Source organism: Geothrix fermentans DSM 14018 (genome assembly GCF_000428885.1).
GTDB lineage: Bacteria > Acidobacteriota > Holophagae > Holophagales > Holophagaceae > Geothrix > Geothrix fermentans.
Map to the genome: position 1 here is coordinate 45,840 of NZ_AUAU01000010.1, position 20,142 is coordinate 65,981.

Here is a 20,142-nt window from a genome sequence, read left to right on the forward strand (position 1 = left end):
TTATGCAATCGTTCGCATGGTTATGCAGATCCATGCACGCATTTGCACGAGGTTCTCCGCATGTCCGTCTCCACCGTTCCGGCCCTGCTCCCCACCTACGCCCCCTACCCCTTCCCCCTGGTGAAGGGCGAGGGCGACCGGGTCTTCGACGACCGGGGCCAGGCCTGGTGGGACTTCTACGGCGGCCACTGCGTGTGCGCCACGGGCCACAGCCACCCCCAGGTGGTGAAGGCCATCGCGGACCAGGCCGCGTCGCTGCTCTTCTACTCCGCCGCCGCGGCCCTGCCTGTGCGGGACGAGGCCGCCGCGAAGATCACGGCCTTCTCGGGCATGGACTCGGTCTTCTTCTGCAACAGCGGCGCCGAGGCCAACGAGAACGCGCTGAAGGTGGCGTTGCTCCTCACGGGGCGGAAGAAGCTCGGCGCCTTCGAGGGCGGCTGGCACGGGCGGACCACCCTGGCCCTGTCCGTGACCGATGACCCCAAGATCACCCAGCCCTTCGCCGACAGCCTCACCCCCTGCCTGCGGCTGCCCTTCGGCGACCTCGCGGCCCTGGAGGCGGCGGACTTCTCGGACGTGGCCGGCGTCATCCTCGAGCCCATCCAGAGCATGGCCGGCATCAAGACCGCCCCGAAGGCCTGGTTCGAAGCCCTGCGCGCCAAGTGCGACGCTTCGGGCACCCTGCTCATCTTCGACGAGATCCAGACGGGCATGGGCCGCATGGGAACCCCCTTCGCCTCGCAGTTCTACGGCGTGCGGCCCGACCTCATGACTTCCGCCAAGGGCCTGGCCTCCGGCGTGCCCATGGGGGCGCTCCTCATGACCGCCGCCGTGGCCTCGAAGCTCAAGGGTGGCGACCTGGGCAGCACCTTCGGCGGCGGCCCCCTGGCCTGTGCGGCCCTGCTGGCCACCGTGGACGTCATCGAGTCGGAGGGGCTGATGGGCCGGGCTTCCGAAGCCGCGGCGCGGCTTCGGAAGGAATTGAAAGGATCCGTGGTCGAGGGCGTCCAGGGCGAGGGGCTGCTCCTGGGGCTGCGCACGCCCCACGCCGCGGCTCTCAAGAAACACCTCATGGCCCAGCACATCCTCCTGGGCGGCTCGGGCGATCCCCAGGTGCTGCGCCTCATGCCGCCCCTCAGCGTCAGCGGCGCCGCCCTTGATGCCCTCATCGCCGCCATCCACGCCTTTGAGATTTCATGAGCACCACGGAGACACGGAGGGCACGGAGAAGAGAACACGGAGCATCACTCCCCTCTCGGTGTCCCTCAGTGTTTTCTCAGTGTTCTCCGTGTCTCCGTGGTGAATCCTTTCCCTCCATTGCCTGATCTACGGGAGCCGACATGAAGCACTTCACCCGCATCGCCGACCTGGGCCCCGCCGGAGTGGCGGAGATCCTCAAGACCGCCGCGGCCTGGAAGAAGGAGCGCCCCGGCGCCATCCTCGCGGACCGCATCCTGGGCATGGTCTTCTTCAACCCCAGCCTGCGCACCCGCACCAGCTTCGAGGCGGCCATGCTGCGCCACGGCGGCCACGCCATCGTGCTCGAAGTGGGCGCGGGCACCTGGAAGCTGGAGGACCGGGACGGCGCGGTCATGGATTCCGACAAGGCCGAGCACGTCCGCGAGGGCGTACCCGTGCTGGGCCGCTACGTGGACGCGCTGGCCGTGCGGACCTTCAGCCACGGCGACGGCGACGACGTGGACGAGCTGGATCCCGTCATCAACGCCTTCCGGCGCTTCAGCACCGTGCCCGTCCTCAGCATGGAGAGCGCCCGGGAGCACCCCCACCAGGGTCTGGCGGACCTGCTCACCGTGCAGGAGGCCCACGGTACCACCAAGGTGCCCGTGACGCTGACCTGGGCGCCCCACATGAAGCCCCTGCCCAAGGCCGTGCCCAACTCCTTCCTGCTCACCGCCGCGGCCTGCGGCGCCGAGGTCCGCGTGGCCCACCCCAAGGGCTATGAGCTGAGCGCCGAGGTGCGTGCCGAGGCCGAAGCCTACGCCGCCGCCACCGGCGGCAAGGTCATCTACACGGATGACCAGGACGCCGCCCTGGAGGGCAGCGCCGCCGTCTACGCCAAGGCCTGGGGCCCCTCCACCCAGTCGGGCCTGGAGGCCGCGCCCATGGCCGACCTGGGCGCCTGGATGCCCACCGCCACCCATATGCAGAAGGCCGCCAAGGAAGCCATCTTCACCCACTGCCTGCCCGTGCGCCGGAACCTGGAGGTCCACGACAGCGTCCTGGACGGCCCCTGGAGCCGCGTCGTGGACGAAGCCGAGAACCGCTTCCACGTGCAGCGGGCCACCATCCACGCGCTGCTGTCGCAGCGCTGAGTCTCCAGTCCTCAGTCTTCAGTCTTCAGTGCCCATTCCGAGGTTGTGATGCCGCTCTCCCCGAATCCCTACGCCGCCCTCAAGGAAGCCTCCCGGTACGTCCGCCTGTTCCGCGGGAAGACCTTCGTGGTGAAGGTGGGCGGCGAGGTCATCGCCGAGCCCAAGATCCGCAAGGCCCTCTGCGAGCAGATCGCCCTGCTGTGGTCCTTCTCCATCCGGGTGGTGGTGGTGCACGGCGGCGGCGCGGAGCTGGACGCCGTGTGCGAGGCCATGAACATCCCCGTGCAGAAGGTGGCGGGGCGGCGCGTGACGAGCCCCGAGGTGCTGGACGCCGCCAAGATGGTCTTCGCCGGCCAGGTGCACATGGACCTGCTGGCCGGGCTCCAGGCTGCGGGCGTGCCCGCCGTGGGGCTCACGGGCCTGGACGCGGGCCTGCTCAAGGCCACCAAGCGGCCACCGGTGCCCATCGTGCCCGATGGCGCCACGGAACCCCAGCTGGTGGACTTCGGCCTGGTGGGCGACATCGACACCGTGGACCCCCACGTGCTGAGCCACCTGCTGGAGGGCGGCTTCGTGCCCGTGGTGGCCCCCCTCTCCGGCGGGGAGGACGGCGCCATCTACAACACCAACGCCGACACCATCGCCGCCAGCCTGGCCACAGCCCTGGGAGCCGAGAAGCTGTTCTTCCTGCTTTCCGTCCCAGGCCTGCTCAAGGACGTCGCGAAGGTCTCCTCGCTCATCCCCCACGCCACCCTGGATCAGGTGGCCGCCTACGAAGCCAAGGGCGTCATCAGCGGCGGCATGCGGCCGAAGATGGCGGCGGTGAAGTCCGCCCTCCAGGGCGGGGTGCCCAGCGCCCACCTGGTGAGCGGCACCGCTCCGGACGCCCTCCTGGCCGAAGTCTTCACCAACGAGGGCAGCGGCACGATGATCGTGGCCTCCCAGCCGGTCCCCGCCGGAGCCAAGCCATGAGCCCCGCCGAGCTGCTCACCCTCCTGGTGGGCACGCCCAGCGTGTCCGGCGAGGAGGGCCCCCTGGCGGACCTGGTGCAGAACCTCATCGCCGCCCGGGGCTTCGAGGCCCACCGCCAGGGCCACAACCTCTGGTTCACCTTCGGGAGGAAGGGCGGGGCCCGGCTCCTGCTCAACTCCCACCTGGACACGGTGCCGCCCAGCGCCGGCTGGGAGGGGGACCCCTTCACGCCCGTCTGGCACGGCCCCCGGCTCCAGGGCCTGGGCGCCAACGACGCCAAGGGCTGCGTGGCGGCCCTCCTCCTCTCGGCCTTCGGGCTGTCGAAGCAGGACCTCGACGGCGAGGTGGTCGTGGCCCTCACCGCCGAGGAGGAGACCGGCGGCCAGGGCATCGCCACCATCCTCGACCAGCTGGGCCCCCTCGACGCCGCCGTGGTGGGCGAGCCCACGGGCCTGCGGGTCTGCGCCGCCCAGCGGGGCATGCTCCTCCTGAAGTGCACGGCCCGGGGCACCAGCGGCCACGTGGCCAACGCCCAGATGCTGGGCGCCGAGAACGCCATCCACAAGGCCGCCCGGGACATCGCCAAGGTGGCGGCCATGGACTTCCCCGCCCACCCGCTGCTGGGCAGCCAGAAGGCCCAGGTCACCCAGATCAGCGGCGGCCTGCGGCGCAACCAGGTGCCCGACGCCTGCGAGTTCTTCATCGACCTGCGCACGGGTCCCGAGCAGGACCACGATGCCCTCGCCCTGGACTTCCAGCGGCAGCTGGAGAGCGAGGTCGCCATCCACTCCAAGCGGTACCTTCCCAAGGGCACGGACCCCAACCATGCCGTCGTCCGCGCCGCCCTCCAGGCCGCGAAGAAGGCAGGCCCGGTGGGCTCGGGCACCACCTCGGACTGGGCCTTCCTGGGCGGCCTCCCGGCCGTGAAGGTGGGTCCCGGCGACACCTTCCGCAGCCACCGGCCCAACGAGTACCTCACCATCCAGGAACTCGAGGCCGGCGCGGCCTTCTACACTTCCCTCGTCCCGGCCTTCTTCAAGATGCAGGTGCCCCATGAGGCCTGAAGCCACCACCCTCTGGGCCAAGGACGTGCCGCTGGACGCGGCCATCCACCGCTTCACCGTGGGCGAAGATCCCGAGACGGACCTGGCCCTGCTGGCCTGGGACGCCCTGGGCAGCGCCGCCCACGCCCGGATGCTCGCCGCCACCGGGCTCATCCCCGAGGCGGACGCCGTCTCGCTGGTCCGCGGCCTGCGGCGCATCGCCAACCTGGCCAAGCAGGGGGCCTTCCCCATCCCGCCCCACATGGAGGACGGCCACACCGCCATCGAGGCGGACCTCACGCGGAACCTGGGCCCCGTGGGCGGGCGCATCCACCTGGCCCGCTCCCGCAACGACCAGGTGATCCTGGCCCTGCGCCTCTACCTGCGGGACAAGCTCGTGCGCCTGGGCCTGCGGGTGGCGGATCTGGCCGAGGGCTTCCTGGCCTTCGCCAAGGCCCACCAGGACACGCCCCTGCCGGGCTACACCCACCTGCGCCGCGCCATGCCCAGCACCTTCGGCCTCTGGGCCACGGCCTTCGCCGAGGGGCTGCTGGAGGAGCTGGAGGCCCTGCAGGGCGTGTACGGCCGCCTGGACCGTTGCCCCCTGGGCTCCGCCGCCGGCTTCGGCGTCCCCCTGCCCATCGACCGCCAGCTCACGGCCAAGCTGCTGGGCTTCTCCAAGGTCCAGCGCAGCCCCATCGACGTGCAGAACAGCCGGGGCCGCCACGAGGCCGCTGTCCTCCAGTGGACCGCCTCGGTGGGTGGCGTGCTGGAGAAGTTCCTGTGGGATGTCTCGCTCTACAGCACCGAGGAGTTCGGCTTCCTCAAGCTGCCGGATGCCTTCACCACGGGCTCGAGCATCATGCCCCAGAAGAAGAATCCGGACGTGGTGGAGCTGGCCCGGGGCCGCTGCCGGGAGCTGCGCGGCGCCGCGGGCCTCGTGGAGCAGCTGGCTTCCGGCCTGCCCTCCAGCTACCACCGGGACTTCCAGCTGCTGAAGCAGCCCCTCATCACCGCCCTGCGGCATGCCGACGACCTCTTCACGGTGCTCGGCCCCCTGCTGCCCGCCCTCCAGGTGAAGGCGGAGGCCGCCGCCGCGGCCTCCAGCGACGAGCTCTACGCCGCCCACCAGGCCTACGTCCTCGTGGGCCAGGGCCTGCCCTTCCGCGAGGCCTACCGCAAGGTGGCCCAGCAGATCCAGGAGGGCACCTTCGCCCCGGACCGGACGGCCCTCACCGCCACCCACCTGGGCGGCGCCGGCAACCTGGCCCTCGACGCCCTCGAAGCCGACCTCGCATCGGCCCGCGGCTGGATCGAAGCCAAGCAGAACCTCCATGCCCAGGCGGAGGCTTCGCTATGGGCGAACTGACAACTGATCACCACCAAGACACCAAGGCACCAAGAAAGACAAAGGCAATTTTCTTGCAGTTCTTGGTGTCTTGGTGCCTTGGTGGTTCAGCTTTTTCTTGAAAGGTCTCCCATGAGCAAACTGGCGGTCCTCGCGTTTTCCGGCGGTCTCGACACCTCCTTCTGCGTGCTCTACCTCAAGGAGCAGGGTTACGACGTGGCCACGGTCACGGTGAACACGGGCGGCTTCTCGCCAGAGGAGCTGGCCCGCATCGAGGCCGCCTCGCCCAAACTGGGCGCCGTGAGCCACACCACGGTGGATGCCCGGGCCGGCCTCTTCGACGGCTACCTGCGCTACCTGATCTACGGCAACGTCCTGCGGGGGCAGATGTACCCGCTGTCGGTATCGGCCGAGCGGGTCTGCCAGGCCAAGGCCGTGGCGGAGCTGGCCAAGGAGATGAAGGCCGCCGCCATCGCCCACGGCTCCACGGGGGCCGGCAACGACCAGGTGCGCTTCGACGTGGCCTTCCGGGCCCTGGCGCCGGACCTCCAGATCCTCACGCCCATCCGCGACCTGGCCCTCTCCCGGGCCGAGGAGATGGCCTACTGCGCGGACCGCGGCGTGATCTTCCCGCCGAAGACGAAGGACTACTCCATCAACGAGGGCATGTGGGGCACCAGCGTGGGCGGCCGGGAGACGCTGGACCCCTGGACCTCGCTGCCCGAGGCGGCCTACCCCGGCGGCGCCGTCGGCAATCTGGCGCCCAAGGGCCTCGTCATCGGCTTCGAGGCGGGCGTACCCGTATCCCTGGACGGCAACAGCATGGACCCCGTCACCCTCATCGCCCAGCTCAACGCCATCGGCAAGGTGTACGGCATCGGCCGCGGCGTGCACCTGGGCGACACCATCCTGGGCATCAAGGGCCGCGTGGGCTTCGAGGCCCCGGCGGCCCACCTGCTCATCGGCGCCCACCGGGAGCTGGAGAAGCTGGTGCTCAGCGGCAAGCAGCTCTTCTGGAAGGAGAGCCTGGGCAACCTCTACGGCTCCCTCCTCCACGAGGGCCACTTCCTCGACCCCCTGGCCCGGGACCTGGAGGCCTTCCTCCAGTCCAGCCAGGACCGCGTGACCGGCGAGGTGCGTCTCACCCTGCACCCCCGCACCTATCAGGTGGAGGGCGTGCAGTCTCCCTACTCCCTGATGGATCCCCGCATCGCCACCTACGGCGAAGCCAACAAGATGTGGACCGGCGACGAAGCCGCCGGCTTCGCCAAGCTCTTCGGCGTCCAGCAGGTGCTGACGCTCAAGGCAAAAAGCAACTGAGTAACGCAAAGGCGCAATGACGCCAAGAACCACAAAAGCATTTCATCTTTCTTCGCGCCTTTGCGCCTTTGCGTTGAATCTTCTTGGGGAATCCACGATGCGCATCCACGTCGACAAGCTCGCCTCGGTCACCCGCAACCTGCGGCTGGGCCGCACGCTCACCCTCGGGCCGGAGATCCTGCTGGAGGAGGGCTCGGTCATCGCGGGCCGCATCCGCGGCGAGAAGAGCACCTACAACCAGCTGGAGGATCCCTACGGGCGCATGAGCACCCTCCATGACGGGGACATCGTCGTGGGAGCCCTGGGCCACCGGAACGCGCTGCAGGGCTACGAGGGCGTCATGCCCGAGTCCCTGAAGCCCGGCGACACGGTGAACCTCCTCAACATGGGCGGCGTGCTCGGGAAGTGCCTCTCCCACAACCCCGACGTGGGCAAGCCCTTCGAGCTGGAGGTGCTGGGCCAGGTGCTCGTCTTCCCCGAGTTCCAGTCCCGGGCCGGCCAGCCCGCCCACATCCGCATGGGCGCCCTCAAGGGCACGGGCCTCTCCGCCCACTGCCCCGTGGTCTACGTGGCGGGCACCTGCATGAACGCCGGCAAGACCGCCGCGGCCTGCGCCGCCATCCGGCAGCTCAGCCGGGCCGGTTATCGGGTCGGAGCCTGCAAGCTCACAGGCGTCTCGCTCATGCGCGACGCGCTGGCCATGCGCGACTACGGCGCCGAGGTGGCCCTCGACTTCACGGACGCAGGCATCGTGTGCACGGACGCGGGCAGCGCCGCGGGCGTGTCCCGCATCATCTTCTCGGAGCTGGCGGCCCACGGCGTGGACGTCATCGTGGCCGAGACCGGCGACGGCATCATGGGCGAGTACGGCGTGCAGGCCATCCTCGCCGATCCCGACCTCAAGGCCCTGGGCGGCGCCTTCCTCCTCTGCGCCAACGACCCCGTGGGCGCCTCCGGCGGCGTCCACCACCTCAAGTCCGCCTTCGGCATCCAGACGGACCTGGTGGCCGGCCCCGCCACGGACAACCGCGTGGGCGAGCGCTTCGTGGCCACCCTGGGCATCCCCGCCCGGAATGCCCGCGCCGATGCCGACGCCTTCGGCAAGTTCGTGCTGGAGCTCGTCGGGCCCAAGATCGCGGCGAAGGCGTGAAAATGCTCAACGCAAAGGCGCCAAGGCGCGAAGGGCAGTCCTGGCTTCCATGTTCCTCCTTTGCGGCTTTGCGCCTTTGCGTTGGCACTTTCTTGTCAGGTGATGTCGATGACCTCGGTTGATGTTCTGATCCTCGGCGCCTCCGGCTACGGCGGGGGCGAGCTGCTGCGGTGGCTCTCGGTCCACCCGGCGGTGAAGTCCCTGCGCGGCACGGCCCGCAGCCACGCGGGCAAGCCCTTCCACGCCCAGCACCCGAACCTGCGGGGGCTGGTGGAGGGCACCTTCGAGGCCGCGCCGGACTGGGCGGCCCTGGCCGCCAGCCCTCATCCCGTGGTGTTCTCGGCCCTGCCCCACGGCGAGCTGGGCAAGCTGTGGCCCGACCTCGAAGCGGCGGGACGGGACCACGGCCTCCTGGAGCGCCTCATCGTCATCGACCTCTCCACGGACTTCCGCCTCGATCCCACTTGGGTCTACGGCCTGGTGGACTGGAAGCCCGAGCGCATGAAGGGGGCCCGGCGCATCGCCAACCCCGGCTGCTTCGCCACGGCCCTGCAGCTGGCCCTGCTGCCCCTCGCCGAATGGAAGCCCCCCTTCGTGGCGATCACGGCGGCCACTGGCTCCAGCGGATCCGGCGCGGCGCCCTCGGACACCACGCACCACCCCACTCGAGCCACCGACTTCCGCGCCTACAAGATGCTCTCCCACCAGCACGAGGCCGAGGTGCTGCGCACCCTGGCGGTGGAAGGCTGGGAAGTGCCGCTGAGCTTCGTGCCCCAGAGCGCGCCCATGGTGCGGGGGATCTTCGCCACGGCGCAATTCCCGCTTCCAGCGGGAATGGAAGAACGGGCCCTGCGGGCCCGGTATGAAGCCTTCTACAAGGATCGGTTCTTCGTGCGGGTCGTGGAGGGATCGCCGCGCGTGGCGGCCACCACGGGGAGCGCCTTCGCCGACCTCGGCGTGGCCGCCCGCCACGGCCACGGCGCCGTCATGGTGGCCCTGGACAACCTGGGCAAGGGCATGGCCGCCCAGGCGGTGCAGAACCTCAACCTGGCCCTGGGCCTGCCGGAGTGGACGGGGCTGAGGGTGGCAGGGGGATATCCGGGCTGAGGGATCGAGGACGCCTAGATCGCTTAATAGACAAGACTTCCGGTTGTGGGATGATGATTGACCCTTTCCGGAGCGTCTATGAATCCGTCCCTTCTCACCCGTGAATCCCTGGGGCAGTTCGCCAGCGCGAGCCGTGCGGCCTTTGAAGCGGAGCTGAAGACCCTGGTGGAGATCCCCTCCATCAGCGCCGATCCGGCCCGCCAGGGTGACGTGCGGCGCGTGGCCGAGGCCGCGCGGGCCCTCTTCGAGCGGCACGGGGGCAAGGCCGAGATCCTGGAGACCAGCGGCAACCCGCTCATCCACGGCTGGTTCGGCGAGGACCCCAACTGCCCCACCATCACGGTCTACAACCACATGGACGTGCAGCCCGCCAACGAGCCCGAGTGGACGGCGGAGCCCTTCACCTTCGTCGTGGACGGGGACACCTACCGGGGCCGCGGCAGCACGGACGACAAGGGCCCGGCCGTGACGGCCTTCTTCGGCGCCCTGGCGGCCCGGAAGGCGGGCGTGCCCCTCAACATCCACTTCCTGTGGGAGACCGAGGAGGAGATCGGCTCGCCCAGCTTCGAGGGCGGCCTGAACCGCCACCGGGACCGCCTGAAGACCGACGCCATCGTGGTGAGCGACACGGTCTGGATCACCCGCGGCAAGCCCAGCACCCCCGCCGGGCTGCGCGGCCTGAAGGGCTTCCGCCTCACGCTGGAGACCGCGGACCACGACCTGCACAGCGGCGTGGTGGGCGGCGCGGCCCGCAACCCCCTGGCCGAGCTCATCAAGGTGGTCGCCGCCATGATGGACGGCGAGACCGGCAAGGTGAAGATCCCCGGCTTCTACGACGAGGTGGTGAAGCCCTCCAAGCAGGAGCTGGAGGAGTGGGCCCACGCGGGCTTCAGCGTGGAGACCTTCAAGAAGGACCACATGATCACCGGCATGCGCACCGAGGATCCCATCAAAGTCATGAAGCGCGTGTGGGGCCGGCCCACCATGGAGGTCCACGGCGTCGTGGGCGGCTACACGGGCCCCGGCATCAAGAGCGCCGTGCCGCCCCGGGCCGAGGTGAAGCTCAGCTGCCGCCTGGTGCCGGACATGGACGAGGCGAAGACCATCGAGCGCATCCGCGCCTTCGTCCATGAAAACTTCCCCGACGTGCAGTTCCACGAGGAGCACGGCCTGGCGCCCTTCAAGGGCCACGTCACCGGCCCCTACGCCGAGGCCATCAAGGACGCCTACAAGTTCGCCTTCAACGCGCCCTGCTCCTTCACCCGCGAGGGCGGCAGCATCGGCGCCGTGAAGACCATGGAGGACATCCTGGGCTGCGAGGTCTTCTTCCTGGGCCTCAGCCTCCCCAGCCACGGCTACCACGCCCCCAACGAGAACTACGACTGGGAGCAGGCCAGCGGCGGCATGGCGGCTTTCGCCCACTACTTCCAGACGGTGAGCGGGTTCAAGAACTGAGGCCGCTCACTGCGCAGAACCGCCGGCCCCAGGGCCGGCGGTTCTGCGTATGGCTCCGCCCAGGGTCAATCAACTACCAATTGATACTAATTTTAGTTTTTCGTAGACACCCACCTCTTCCCGTCCTAACCTACCAACGAATTCCTAATTGGATTGCTAATTGGTAGATAGCCATGAAACTTCCCCAGCCTCCACCGGACTTATCCAGCCTCCTTGCAACCATTGACCCCACCGACATCACCAAGATCCTGGCATCTGAGCCAGGCCCCCTGGTGAACGAGGCCTACCTCCACTGGGAGGAATTGAGGCACCGGACCCCCCCTGGCGGTTTGGATCATGAGCGCTGGTGGCTGGGCCTCCGGTTGGCGCGGCAAGCCCTCCTGAAGCCCCTGCCCCTGCTGGACAAGAAGGGTCGCCCGTTCCTCTTCGGCTCTCCGGATCCGGTCCAGATCGATCTGCACCACATCGACCAGGACGCCGCCGGCGAGATCAAATCCGCCACGGAGACCACCCCCGCGGCCAGGGACAGGTATCTCCTCCGATCGGTCATCGAGGAAGCCATCACCTCCAGCCAGTTGGAAGGAGCCTCGACGACGCGGAAGGTCGCCGCGGACATGCTCCGCTCCGGAAGGTCCCCCAGGGATCGGAGCGAGCAGATGATCTTCAACAACTATCTGGCCATGCAGGCCATCCAGGGGTTCAAGAACGAGCCTCTGACCCCGGCCCGGGTGCTTGATATCCACCGGAGGGTCTCCGAACACACGCTGGACGATCCCCGGGACGTGGGCAGGCTGCGCCAGTCGAACGATATCCATGTGGTGGACAATGATGACGGCACCATCCTCCATCAGCCCCCCGACCACCACGAACTACCGGAACGCCTGGAACGGGTCTGCGCTTTTGCCAACGCCGGAGAGGACCAGCGGCCCTTCGTCCATCCGGTTCTGCGGGCCATCCTGCTGCACTTCATGATCGGGTACGACCACCCCTTCGCAGATGGCAACGGACGGACCGCCCGGGCGCTCTTCTACTGGTCCATGCTGCGGAGCGGCTACTGGTTGGCCGAGTTCATCTCCATCTCACACATCCTCCGCAAGGCCCCCGCCCAGTACGGACGCGCCTACCTCTTCACTGAAACCGATGGCGGGGATACCACCTACTTCCTCATCCATCAACTGGCCACCATGCGGAAGGCCGTCCAGAACCTCCATGACTACCTGACCCGGAAAGCCAAGGAGCAACGGGGCATGGAGCGGCTCCTGGCGGAGTCTCCCGCCCTCCACGCACGGCTCAACCATCGCCAGAAGGCGCTTCTCACGCACGCCTTGAAGCACCCAGGAGCGGGGTACCGCGTCGAGACACACCAGAGGACACATGGCGTCGTCAACCAGACGGCCCGCACCGACCTGCTCCAGCTGGCGGAACTCGGGCTCCTCGAGAAGGTCAAAGAGGGCCGTGCGTTCCTATTCCTCGCCCCTGAGGACCTGGCCGCTCGGATGGCCCGCCTGGAATCATAGGCCCGGCAAAATCAGTCCTTCTTGCCCGGTCCTACCGGATCCGGGATCCGCGGCGCCGCCGGGGGCGGGCAGCCCCGGGCCTGGCCCAGGCCCTTGAGGTAGGCCCGGCGCACGATGCCGGCGGCGATGGCTTCGGCCACCAGCCGGGAGTGCCGCTCGGCGCCGCTCAGCTTCCGCACCCAGCCGCGGAAGGGGATGAGGCCCTCGGCCGTGTGCCGCACGGCGCCCACGGCCGCGCCGCCGGCCTCGGTCCTCCCGCGCTCGGCCAGGGTGGGATCGGCGGTGGGAGGGGCGTCCAGGTCCGGCGCCAGGGCCGCGTCCAGCTGCTTCACCTCGGCGGCCAGGCCTTCGCAGGTGGGGTCCAGCGGAGGACCGTAGGGTGCTTTCTGGGCCGCCAGCAGCACCGGCGGGATCTTCGCCTTCACCAGGTTGAGGTCACTGAGGGGCGTGGTGGCCGCGCCCTTCAGCCCCGAGGTCTCGGGCTTGGAGCAGGCGGCGAGGGCCAGCAGGGCGGCAACCGGAAGGCAGATGGGTTTCATGGCGCCAAGCATACCGGGCGGCTCCGCCGGATGCCTCTCCCAGCCCAATGTCACTTTCGAGGGGGGCTTGACGCGAGATCAAAATGATATCACTTTGATTGCCCATGGAGGTTCCCGTGCTCAAGGAACGCACCGCATTCGCCCTTCCCGGCCTGCCCACCCTGCTCCTGACCCTGCTGGCCCTCCTCGGAGCCGTGGGCCTCACCATCCAGGGCGTCCTCCTGGGGGATCCCGCCCGCCTGGCCTATACCGTGCCGGTGATCGTCGTGGGCCTCTTCGTGCTGACGGGGCTCTTCGTGGTGAACCCCAACGAGGCCATGGCTTTGCAGCTCTTCGGCGCCTACCGCGGCACGGTGCGCCAGGAGGGCATGGCCTGGGCCAACCCCTTCCTCAGCAAGCGGAAGATCAGCACGAAGGTCCGCAGCTTCGAGAGCCAGCGCCTCAAGGTGAACGACCAGGACGGCAATCCCGTGGAGATCGCGGCCATCATCGTGTGGCGCGTGGTGGATACAGCCGAGGCCCTCTTCGAGGTGGAGGACTGCGAGAAGTACGTGACGGTGCAGAGCGAGGCGGCCCTGCGGGCCCTGGCCTCCCACTTCCCCTATGACGCCCACGAGACCGGCCAGCTCTCCCTGCGCGGCAGCACGGACGAAGTGGCCGCCAAGCTCAAGCAGGAGCTGCAGCGCGTGCTGGCCCAGGCCGGGGTGGAGGTGCAGGGCGCCCGCATCAGCCACCTGGCCTACGCCCCCGAGATCGCCCAGGCCATGCTCCAGCGCCAGCAGGCCGCCGCCATCATCGCGGCGCGGCAGAAGATCGTGGAGGGCGCCGTGGGCATGGTGGAGATGGCCCTGGCCATGCTGGCCGAGAAGGGCACCGTGCAGCTGGACGAGGAGCGCAAGGCCGCCATGGTCTCCAACCTGCTGGTGGTGCTCTGCAGCGAGCGCTCGGCCAACCCGGTCGTGAACGCGGGCACCCTGTACCATTGAAGCCCCATGGCCGAACGCAAGCCCTTCCTCCTCCGCACGGACCCGGCGCTGCTGGAAGCCCTCCAGCGCTGGGCCGACGAGGAACTGCGCAGCCTCAACGGCCAGATCGAGTACCTGCTGCGCCAGGCCCTCCAGCGCGAGGGCCGGCTGAAGGCGCCCAAGCCCCCCCGGAAGGCCCCCGAATGATGTACTCCCTCGAACTGGACGCCCTCTCCAAGCATTTCGGCGACAAGGTCGCCGTCGACCGGCTCAGCCTCCAGGTCGAGCCCGGCGCCTTCCTGGGCCTGCTGGGCCGCAACGGCGCCGGGAAGTCCACCACGCTGAAGATGGTGACGGGCCTGCTGAAGCCCACCTCCGGCCGCATCCGGGTGCTGGGCCTGGATCTCGAGGCCGACCCCCTGGCCGTGAAGCGCCAGATCGGCGCCATGCCCGAGGACATGGCGCTGCTGGACATGCTGACGGGCCCGCAGTACCTGCGCTTCGTGGGCCGCATGTACGGCATGCCCGACGCGCTCATCGACGGGCGGCGCGAGGAGCTGTTCGACACGCTGGACCTGGCGCCCGGCCCGAAGACGCTCATCGCGGACTACAGCTTCGGCATGAAGAAGAAGGTGGCCCTCTGCGCGGCGCTGATCCACGGGCCCCAGGTCGTGTTCCTGGATGAACCCTTCGAGGGCATCGACCCCGTCACCAGCCGCACCATCAAGGACATCCTCCAGAGCCTGCAGCAGCGCGGCGTGACGCTGGTACTCACCAGCCACATCCTCGAGGTGGTGGAGAAGCTCTGCCCCCTCATCGCCATCCTGGACGACGGCCGGCTCAAGGGCTTCGGCCCCCTGGAGGACCTGCGCCGGAGCGGAGAGAGCCTGGAGCAGCTCTTCGTGGACCTGGTGGGCGGCACGCAGAAGGGGGCCCTGTCGTGGTTGTGAGCCCCTTCCGTTCCTTGCTGGCCGCCCACGGACAGGGCACCTGGAACCGCTCCGCCCGGGAGCTCGGGCGGCAGGGCGCCTGGGTCCTGGCCCTGGTGGTGGGGATCTTCGCCGCCCTCGGGGCCCTGGGTCTGCTCCTGGGCGGCGGCGCCCTGGGCTGGCTGCTGGGCAGCCGCCTGGACCGGCCGGTCGTCGTCTCCATCCTCAGCGGCCTGCTGGCCTTCCTGAGCTTCGGGGGCGGCCTCATCGGCGGCGTGCTGGGTGGCGCCCGGGAGCTGGCCTGGGAGGCCTACCGGGGCTTCCCCCTGCGGCTGCGCACCCTCTACCTGGCGGAACTGACGGCGGGCCTGGCGGACATGCTGCCCCTCACCCTCGCCCTGGCCCTGACAGGGCTCCTCCTGGGGATCGGCGCCGCGGCGCCCCGGACCCTGCTGCTGCTCCCCGTCGTCCTCCTGGAGACGCTGCTGATGCTGCTGGCCCTCCAGCTGCTGGTGGGGGGCCTGGCCTCGGCCCTGGTGAGGCGGCTGCGCCTGGCCCTCATCGGGCTCGCCATCCTGGCCTGGATGGGCTCGACCCTGATGTCCCCCGGCCTCCCGAAGCGCGGGGGGGGCCAGGCCCGGACCCTCCAGGCCGCCCAGGTCGAGCGGATCCAGGCCCTGGGGCGAGGCGCCGCCCGCGTCCTGGAGGCCCTGCCCACCCACGCCGCCGCCCGCAGCCTGGCCCAGGTCCGGGAGGGGCGCTGGGGCGCGGCCCTGGCCTCGCACCTCTACCCGCTGGGCCTCCTGGCCCTGGTGATGGTGCTGGGCGCCCGGATCATGGCGCGGGAGACCAGCGGGTCTGCCGCCGCGGCACCGACGCCCCGCGGGCCCGACCGCCTGTGGAGCTTCCGCCATCCCGCGGAGGGCCTGGGCCGCCTCCACTTCCTCACCCTCATGCGCAGCCACCTGGGCCGCTTCGCCTTCCTCATGCCCCTGCTGACCGTGGTGCTGCTGAAGGGGCCCTTCGCCCAGTTCAGGGCCAACCCCCTCTGGACCGTGCCCGCGGCCTTCGCCTACCTCTCCCTGGTGGCGAACAACTTCGTGTTCAACCAGTTCGGCCTGGACCGCCACGGCGTGAAGGGCCTGCTGCTCCTGCCCGTGGGATCCGAGGACCTGCTCAAGGGGAAGCTGCTGGGCCTGGCCGCCCACCAGGGGCTCCAGGCCCTGATGCTGGCGCTCCTGCTCAGGGCCCTCGATCACGCGGGCCCGGCCCCGCTCCTGGGCGGCATCCTGCTCATGGGCTGCATCTTCCTGGCCCAGACCTCCGTGGGCCAGTGGACCTCCACCTGGGCGCCGCGGCCCATGGCCATGGACAGCCTCAAGAACAACAATCTGCCCTTCGCCCTGGGCCTGCTGAGCATGGGCACCTCGGCCGCCTGGGCCGGCCTCTTCGGCGGCGCCTACGCCCTGCTGGCCTGGGCCGTGCCGCGGCTGCTGGTGCCGGGCATGGCGCTCCTCTTCGGGCTGGTGCTCACGGCCCACCTGCTCCTGCTGCCCGCGGCCGCCGCCGCCCTGGACCGGCGCCGGGAGAAGCTGGTGGAGGCCCTGGGATGAACCCCGAGGGCCTGAGACTCGCCGCCGAGCTGGGCGGAGCCGTGCTCTCGGCCCCCGGGGATCAGGGTGGCGGCGGACTTGTCCTCGTGGAGCGCCTCCAGGGCCACGGACTGCCCCAGGCGCTGGTGCTGGGCCGCAGGGCGGAGGACGTGTCGGAGGCGCTGGCGGCCGCCAGCGCCGTCCAGGCCCGGGGCCTGGCGCTGAACGTGCTGGGCCTCGTCCCGGTCCCCGGCTGCGACCTGGCCGCCGCCTTGGCCCTCCACCGCCGCCGCCTGGGCGCCCTGGTCTGCGCGCTGGACGCGGGCCTGCCCTGGCTGGACGGGAAGCCCATGCTGGTCCGGCGCCTGCCGGGTCGCATCGCGCGGGCCCTGCCCGTGGCCCTGCCGAAGGCCCCGATGGGGCCGTTGGAGAAGGCCGAGCTGAAGCGCTTCCTGGCGGGCTGGGACAAGGACCGCCGCAAGATGACCTTCCGCCGTCCCGAGTGGCGGGAGGCGCCGGATCATGCGGGATCAGATCATGGAGGGCAGGGCGGCTTCGAGACGGACCTCTGGCCCGGCGTGCCCCTGCCCGAGGGCGCTGAGCTGCTCGTGCCGCCCCTGGTGCTGCCGGAATCGACCGCCCTCACCGATGTGCTGCGCACGGCGCTGCGCGCGGCCACGGGCCAGCCCATCTCCTTCCTGCCCCTGCCCGGCGACGCGGCGCCGCTCCACGCCCTGCGCTCGCTCACGCTCCAGGCCACGGCCTTCCGCGGGCCCCTGCGGGCCTGGGAGCTGGCCTTCGAGGGCCTCACGCGCCTGCCCGCCCCGCCCCACTTCTGCGCCCGCTGCTGAAGGGGCGCAGAAGGGGACGGAAGGGGGGGGCTACTCGTAGATCTCGGCCTTGTGCGTCTCCTTGGCGAAGGCCACGGAGATGGCGGTGATGGCCACGAGCACGATCATGTAGTAGGCGATGTAGGTGGGGCCCTTCCCCGCGGCGATGCCGCTGGAGAGGAGCCAGGTGGCCACCAGCGGGGAGAGGCCGCCGGCGAAGATGGAGGCCAGCTGGTAGCCGAGGGAGGCGCCGCTGTAGCGCACGCGGGCCGAGAACATCTCCGACAGGAAGCTCGCCTGCGGGCCGTACATCGCCGCGTGGCCGAAGATGACGGGGAGGATGATCGCCAGCGAGATCACCCAGGGGGTCTTGGTGCCCAGCATCCAGAAGAAGGGGAAGGCCAGGAGGCCGCAGGCGATGGCCCCGTAGATGTAGACGGGACGGCGGCCGACCTTGTCCGAGAAGGCGCCCCAGGCGGGGCAGAGGAACACGCCGAGGAAGGAGGCCCAGAGCAGGCCGTTGAGGCCGATCACCCGCGGGATCTGCAGGTGCGTCGAGATGTAGGTCAGCGAGAAGACCGTGAAGAGGTAGAAGAGGCCGTTCTCAGCGAACCGGGCGCCCATGGCGATCAGGATGTTCTTGGGATGCTTGGTCACCGCCTCGACGATGGGCATCTTCGCTTCCTGCTTCTGCTCCTTGAGCTTCTCGAAGATGGGCGACTCGGCGATGGTCATCCGGATCCACACGCCCACGGCCACCAGGAGGAGGCTCACCAGGAAGGGGATGCGCCAGCCCCAGCGGAGGAAGTCCGCCTCCGGCAGCTTGGAGACGGCGCGGAAGACCAGGGTGGAGGTCAGCAGGCCGATGTAGGCGCCGATCTGGGGCCAGGAGCCGTAGAAGCCGCGCCGGTGGGCGGGCGCGTGCTCCACCGCCATGAGCACGGCGCCGCCCCACTCGCCGCCGAGGCCGAAGCCCTGGGCCAGGCGCATGGCCACCAGGAGGATCGGGGCCCAGATGCCGATGGAGGCGTAGGTGGGCAGCATGCCGATGATGGCCGTGGCGACGCCCATGATGAGCAGGGTCAGGTAGAGCATCTTCTTGCGGCCGATCTTGTCGCCGTAGTGGCCGAACACGATGCCGCCCAGGGGGCGGGCGATGAAGCCCACCGAGAAGGTGGCGAAGGCCAGGAGGGTGCCGACGAGCGGGTCGAAGTTGGGGAAGAAGAGCTTGTTGAAGACCAGGGCGGCGGCCGTCCCGTAGAGGAAGTAGTCGTACCACTCGATGGAGGTGCCGATCAGGCTGGCCAGGGCCACCTTCACGATCTGTTGGTATTCCTCGTTCTGGACGGCGGGGGCTGCGGCTTGGGCCACGGGGATCTCCTATGGTGGGGAAGGGTGGAAGGTGAGGGTCGGTGGAGGGGGGTTCAGGCCCTGGGCAGCATGTCCAGGAGGCCCATGGGGCCGTCGCGGAAGATGCGCTCGTCCATGAGCCGGAGGTCCGGCGCGATGGCGGGCTTGAAGTCCATGTGGGCGAGGATGTCGCGGTCGAGGTCGATGCCCGGGGCGATCTCGATGAGCTCCGGACCGGCCTCCGTCAGGCGGAAGACGCAGCGCTCGGTGATGTAGAGCACCCGCTGGCCCTGGCGGAAGGCCACGGCGCCGCTGAAGGTGCGGTGCTCCACGTCCTGGATGAACTTGCGCGTGGCGCCTTCCTTGAGGATCTGCAGGCGCCCGTCGGCGACGGCCACCTCCAGGCCCGAGGCCGTGAAGGTGCCCACGAAGATCACGGTCTTGGCGGACTGGGAGATGTTGATGAAGCCGCCGGCCCCGGCCAGGCGGGTGCCGAACTTGCTGACGTTCAGGTCCCCGTGCCGGTCGGCCTGGGCGAGGCCCAGGAAGGCCAGGTCGAGGCCCCCGCCATCGTAGAAGTCGAACTGGGAGGGCTGGTCGATCACGGAGGCGGCGTTGGAGCCCGCCCCGAAGCTCAGGCCCCCTGCGGGGACCCCGCCGATGACGCCCGGCTCCGTGGAGAGCGTCATGAGGTCGGAGGCGCCCTCCTCCACGGCCACCGCCGCGATGCCCTCGGGCATGCCGATGCCCAGGTTCACCACGCAGTCCGGCCTCAGCTCCAGCGCGGCCCGGCGGGCGATGATCTTCCGGTCGCCCAGCTCCATGACGTCCATGGACGAGGTGGGGATGCGGATCTCGCCGCTGTAGGCCGGGTTGTACTGCTCCCCGAAGGTCTGCATGTGGTACTCGGGGCTCTCGGCCACCACCACGTGATCCACGAGGATGCCCGGGATCTTGACCCGGCGGGGGTGGAGGGAGCCCCGCTCGGCGATGCGCTCCACCTGGACGATGACCTTGCCGCCGCTGTTCCGCGCGGCCATGGCGATGGCCTGGGCCTCCAGGGTGAGGGCCTCCCGCTCCATGGTGATGTTGCCGTCCGGGTCCGCCGTGGTGCCGCGGATGATGCCGACATGGATGGGGTGGGCCCGGTAGAAGAGGAGCTCCTCGCCGTGGATGGTCATCAGCTCCACCACGTCCTCGGTGGTGCGCTGGTTGAGCTTCCCGCCCCCGAACCGGGGATCCACGAAGGTGCCCAGCCCGATCCGCGACAGGGTGCCGGGCTTCCCCGCCGCGATGTCCCGGAAGAGGTGGGCGATGACCCCCTGGGGCAGGTTGTAGGCCTCGGCCTCCTCGGCGAAGGCCAGGGCCTGCAGCTTGGGGGCCAGGCCCCAGTGGCCGCCGATGATCCGGCGCACCAGGCCCGCGTGGCCCAGGTGGTTCAGGCCGCGGGTCTTGCCGTCGCCCTGGCCCGCGGCATAGATCAGGGTCAGGCCCCGGGGGGAGGCGGTCTGGTGGAAGCGCTCCTCCAGGGCCAGGGCGACGTTCTCGGCGAACCCGATCCCCACGAAGCCCCCGGTGGCCACCGTGTCCCCGTCCCGGATGCAGGCCACCGCCTCGGCCGCGCTCGTGACCTTGCTCCGGCGGCGGAAGATCTCCGGAGTCGGAACAGACGCAGTCGAACCTTGGGGCATG

General features: G+C 69.9%; 17 protein-coding genes and 1 pseudogene. 15 read left to right on the top strand and 3 right to left on the bottom strand.

The window, feature by feature from the left end; all coding sequences use genetic code 11:
* Positions 1 to 60: 60 nt before the first annotated feature.
* From G398_RS0104475 to G398_RS0104520, 10 genes are all read left to right on the top strand, one after another.
* Positions 61 to 1,200 carry an aspartate aminotransferase family protein gene (locus G398_RS0104475; protein ID WP_026852702.1) on the top strand — a complete coding sequence of 380 codons (1,140 nt, stop codon included), beginning with the start codon at positions 61 to 63 and terminating at the stop codon, positions 1,198 to 1,200.
* 140 nt (positions 1,201 to 1,340) lie between these two features.
* Positions 1,341 to 2,333 carry an N-acetylornithine carbamoyltransferase gene (locus G398_RS0104480; RefSeq protein ID WP_026852703.1) on the top strand — a complete coding sequence of 331 codons (993 nt, stop codon included), beginning with the start codon at positions 1,341 to 1,343 and terminating at the stop codon, positions 2,331 to 2,333.
* Between the two features lie 48 nt (positions 2,334 to 2,381).
* Positions 2,382 to 3,305 carry an acetylglutamate kinase gene (gene argB / locus G398_RS0104485; protein ID WP_026852704.1) on the top strand — a complete coding sequence of 308 codons (924 nt, stop codon included), beginning with the start codon at positions 2,382 to 2,384 and terminating at the stop codon, positions 3,303 to 3,305.
* Positions 3,302 to 4,369, top strand: a complete 1,068-nt coding sequence (locus G398_RS0104490) for a M20/M25/M40 family metallo-hydrolase (RefSeq protein WP_026852705.1) — start codon at positions 3,302 to 3,304, stop codon at positions 4,367 to 4,369. Before argB ends, G398_RS0104490 begins: the two co-directional genes overlap by 4 nt.
* On the top strand, positions 4,359 to 5,717 hold the full coding sequence (gene argH, locus G398_RS16235; RefSeq protein ID WP_043483630.1) for an argininosuccinate lyase: 1,359 nt from the start codon (positions 4,359 to 4,361) through the stop codon (positions 5,715 to 5,717). Before G398_RS0104490 ends, argH begins: the two co-directional genes overlap by 11 nt.
* Positions 5,718 to 5,828: 111 nt before the next feature.
* A complete protein-coding gene (gene argG / locus G398_RS0104500; RefSeq protein ID WP_026852706.1) occupies positions 5,829 to 7,016 on the top strand; it encodes an argininosuccinate synthase in 1,188 nt (395 codons plus the stop codon).
* A gap of 97 nt (positions 7,017 to 7,113) precedes the next feature.
* Complete coding sequence (locus tag G398_RS0104505; RefSeq protein WP_026852707.1) at positions 7,114 to 8,166, top strand: hypothetical protein; 1,053 nt, start codon at positions 7,114 to 7,116, stop codon at positions 8,164 to 8,166.
* Positions 8,167 to 8,274: 108 nt separating this feature from the next.
* Positions 8,275 to 9,273 (top strand): N-acetyl-gamma-glutamyl-phosphate reductase, encoded by a 999-nt coding sequence (gene argC, locus G398_RS0104510; protein WP_026852708.1) that lies wholly within the window; start codon positions 8,275 to 8,277, stop codon positions 9,271 to 9,273.
* 78 nt (positions 9,274 to 9,351) lie between these two features.
* On the top strand, positions 9,352 to 10,728 hold the full coding sequence (locus G398_RS0104515; protein ID WP_026852709.1) for a M20/M25/M40 family metallo-hydrolase: 1,377 nt from the start codon (positions 9,352 to 9,354) through the stop codon (positions 10,726 to 10,728).
* 173 nt (positions 10,729 to 10,901) lie between these two features.
* On the top strand, positions 10,902 to 12,245 hold the full coding sequence (locus tag G398_RS0104520; protein ID WP_026852710.1) for a Fic family protein: 1,344 nt from the start codon (positions 10,902 to 10,904) through the stop codon (positions 12,243 to 12,245).
* 11 nt (positions 12,246 to 12,256) lie between these two features.
* Here G398_RS0104520 and G398_RS16240 read toward each other — a convergent pair whose 3' ends face one another.
* A complete protein-coding gene (locus G398_RS16240) occupies positions 12,257 to 12,784 on the bottom strand; it encodes a hypothetical protein (protein ID WP_211229040.1) in 528 nt (175 codons plus the stop codon).
* 104 nt (positions 12,785 to 12,888) lie between these two features.
* On the opposite strand from G398_RS16240, the gene G398_RS0104530 reads away from it, so the two are divergent.
* From G398_RS0104530 to G398_RS0104550, 5 genes are read left to right on the top strand one after another with little or no spacing between them, the layout of a single operon-like run.
* Complete coding sequence (locus G398_RS0104530; protein ID WP_043483633.1) at positions 12,889 to 13,770, top strand: SPFH domain-containing protein; 882 nt, start codon at positions 12,889 to 12,891, stop codon at positions 13,768 to 13,770.
* A gap of 6 nt (positions 13,771 to 13,776) precedes the next feature.
* Complete coding sequence (locus G398_RS0104535; RefSeq protein ID WP_026852712.1) at positions 13,777 to 13,956, top strand: type II toxin-antitoxin system antitoxin; 180 nt, start codon at positions 13,777 to 13,779, stop codon at positions 13,954 to 13,956.
* The gene (locus G398_RS0104540; RefSeq protein WP_026852713.1) at positions 13,953 to 14,699 is read left to right on the top strand and encodes an ABC transporter ATP-binding protein; all 747 of its coding nucleotides are present in this window, start codon (positions 13,953 to 13,955) and stop codon (positions 14,697 to 14,699) included. The genes G398_RS0104535 and G398_RS0104540 overlap by 4 nt, the downstream gene beginning before the upstream one ends.
* Positions 14,696 to 16,291 carry a hypothetical protein gene (locus G398_RS0104545; RefSeq protein WP_026852714.1) on the top strand — a complete coding sequence of 532 codons (1,596 nt, stop codon included), beginning with the start codon at positions 14,696 to 14,698 and terminating at the stop codon, positions 16,289 to 16,291. The genes G398_RS0104540 and G398_RS0104545 overlap by 4 nt, the downstream gene beginning before the upstream one ends.
* Complete coding sequence (locus G398_RS0104550; protein ID WP_026852715.1) at positions 16,288 to 17,121, top strand: hypothetical protein; 834 nt, start codon at positions 16,288 to 16,290, stop codon at positions 17,119 to 17,121. Before G398_RS0104545 ends, G398_RS0104550 begins: the two co-directional genes overlap by 4 nt.
* 30 nt (positions 17,122 to 17,151) lie before the next feature.
* Here the strand turns inward: G398_RS0104550 and G398_RS16245 are convergent, their stop codons facing one another.
* Together G398_RS16245 and G398_RS16250 are read right to left on the bottom strand one after the other, a co-directional pair.
* Positions 17,152 to 18,471 (bottom strand): MFS transporter, encoded by a 1,320-nt coding sequence (locus G398_RS16245; protein WP_052571434.1) that lies wholly within the window; start codon positions 18,469 to 18,471, stop codon positions 17,152 to 17,154.
* Positions 18,472 to 18,548: 77 nt separating this feature from the next.
* A pseudogene (locus G398_RS16250) lies at positions 18,549 to 20,141 on the bottom strand (acyl CoA:acetate/3-ketoacid CoA transferase); the annotation flags it as partial.
* Position 20,142: the final 1 nt, after the last annotated feature.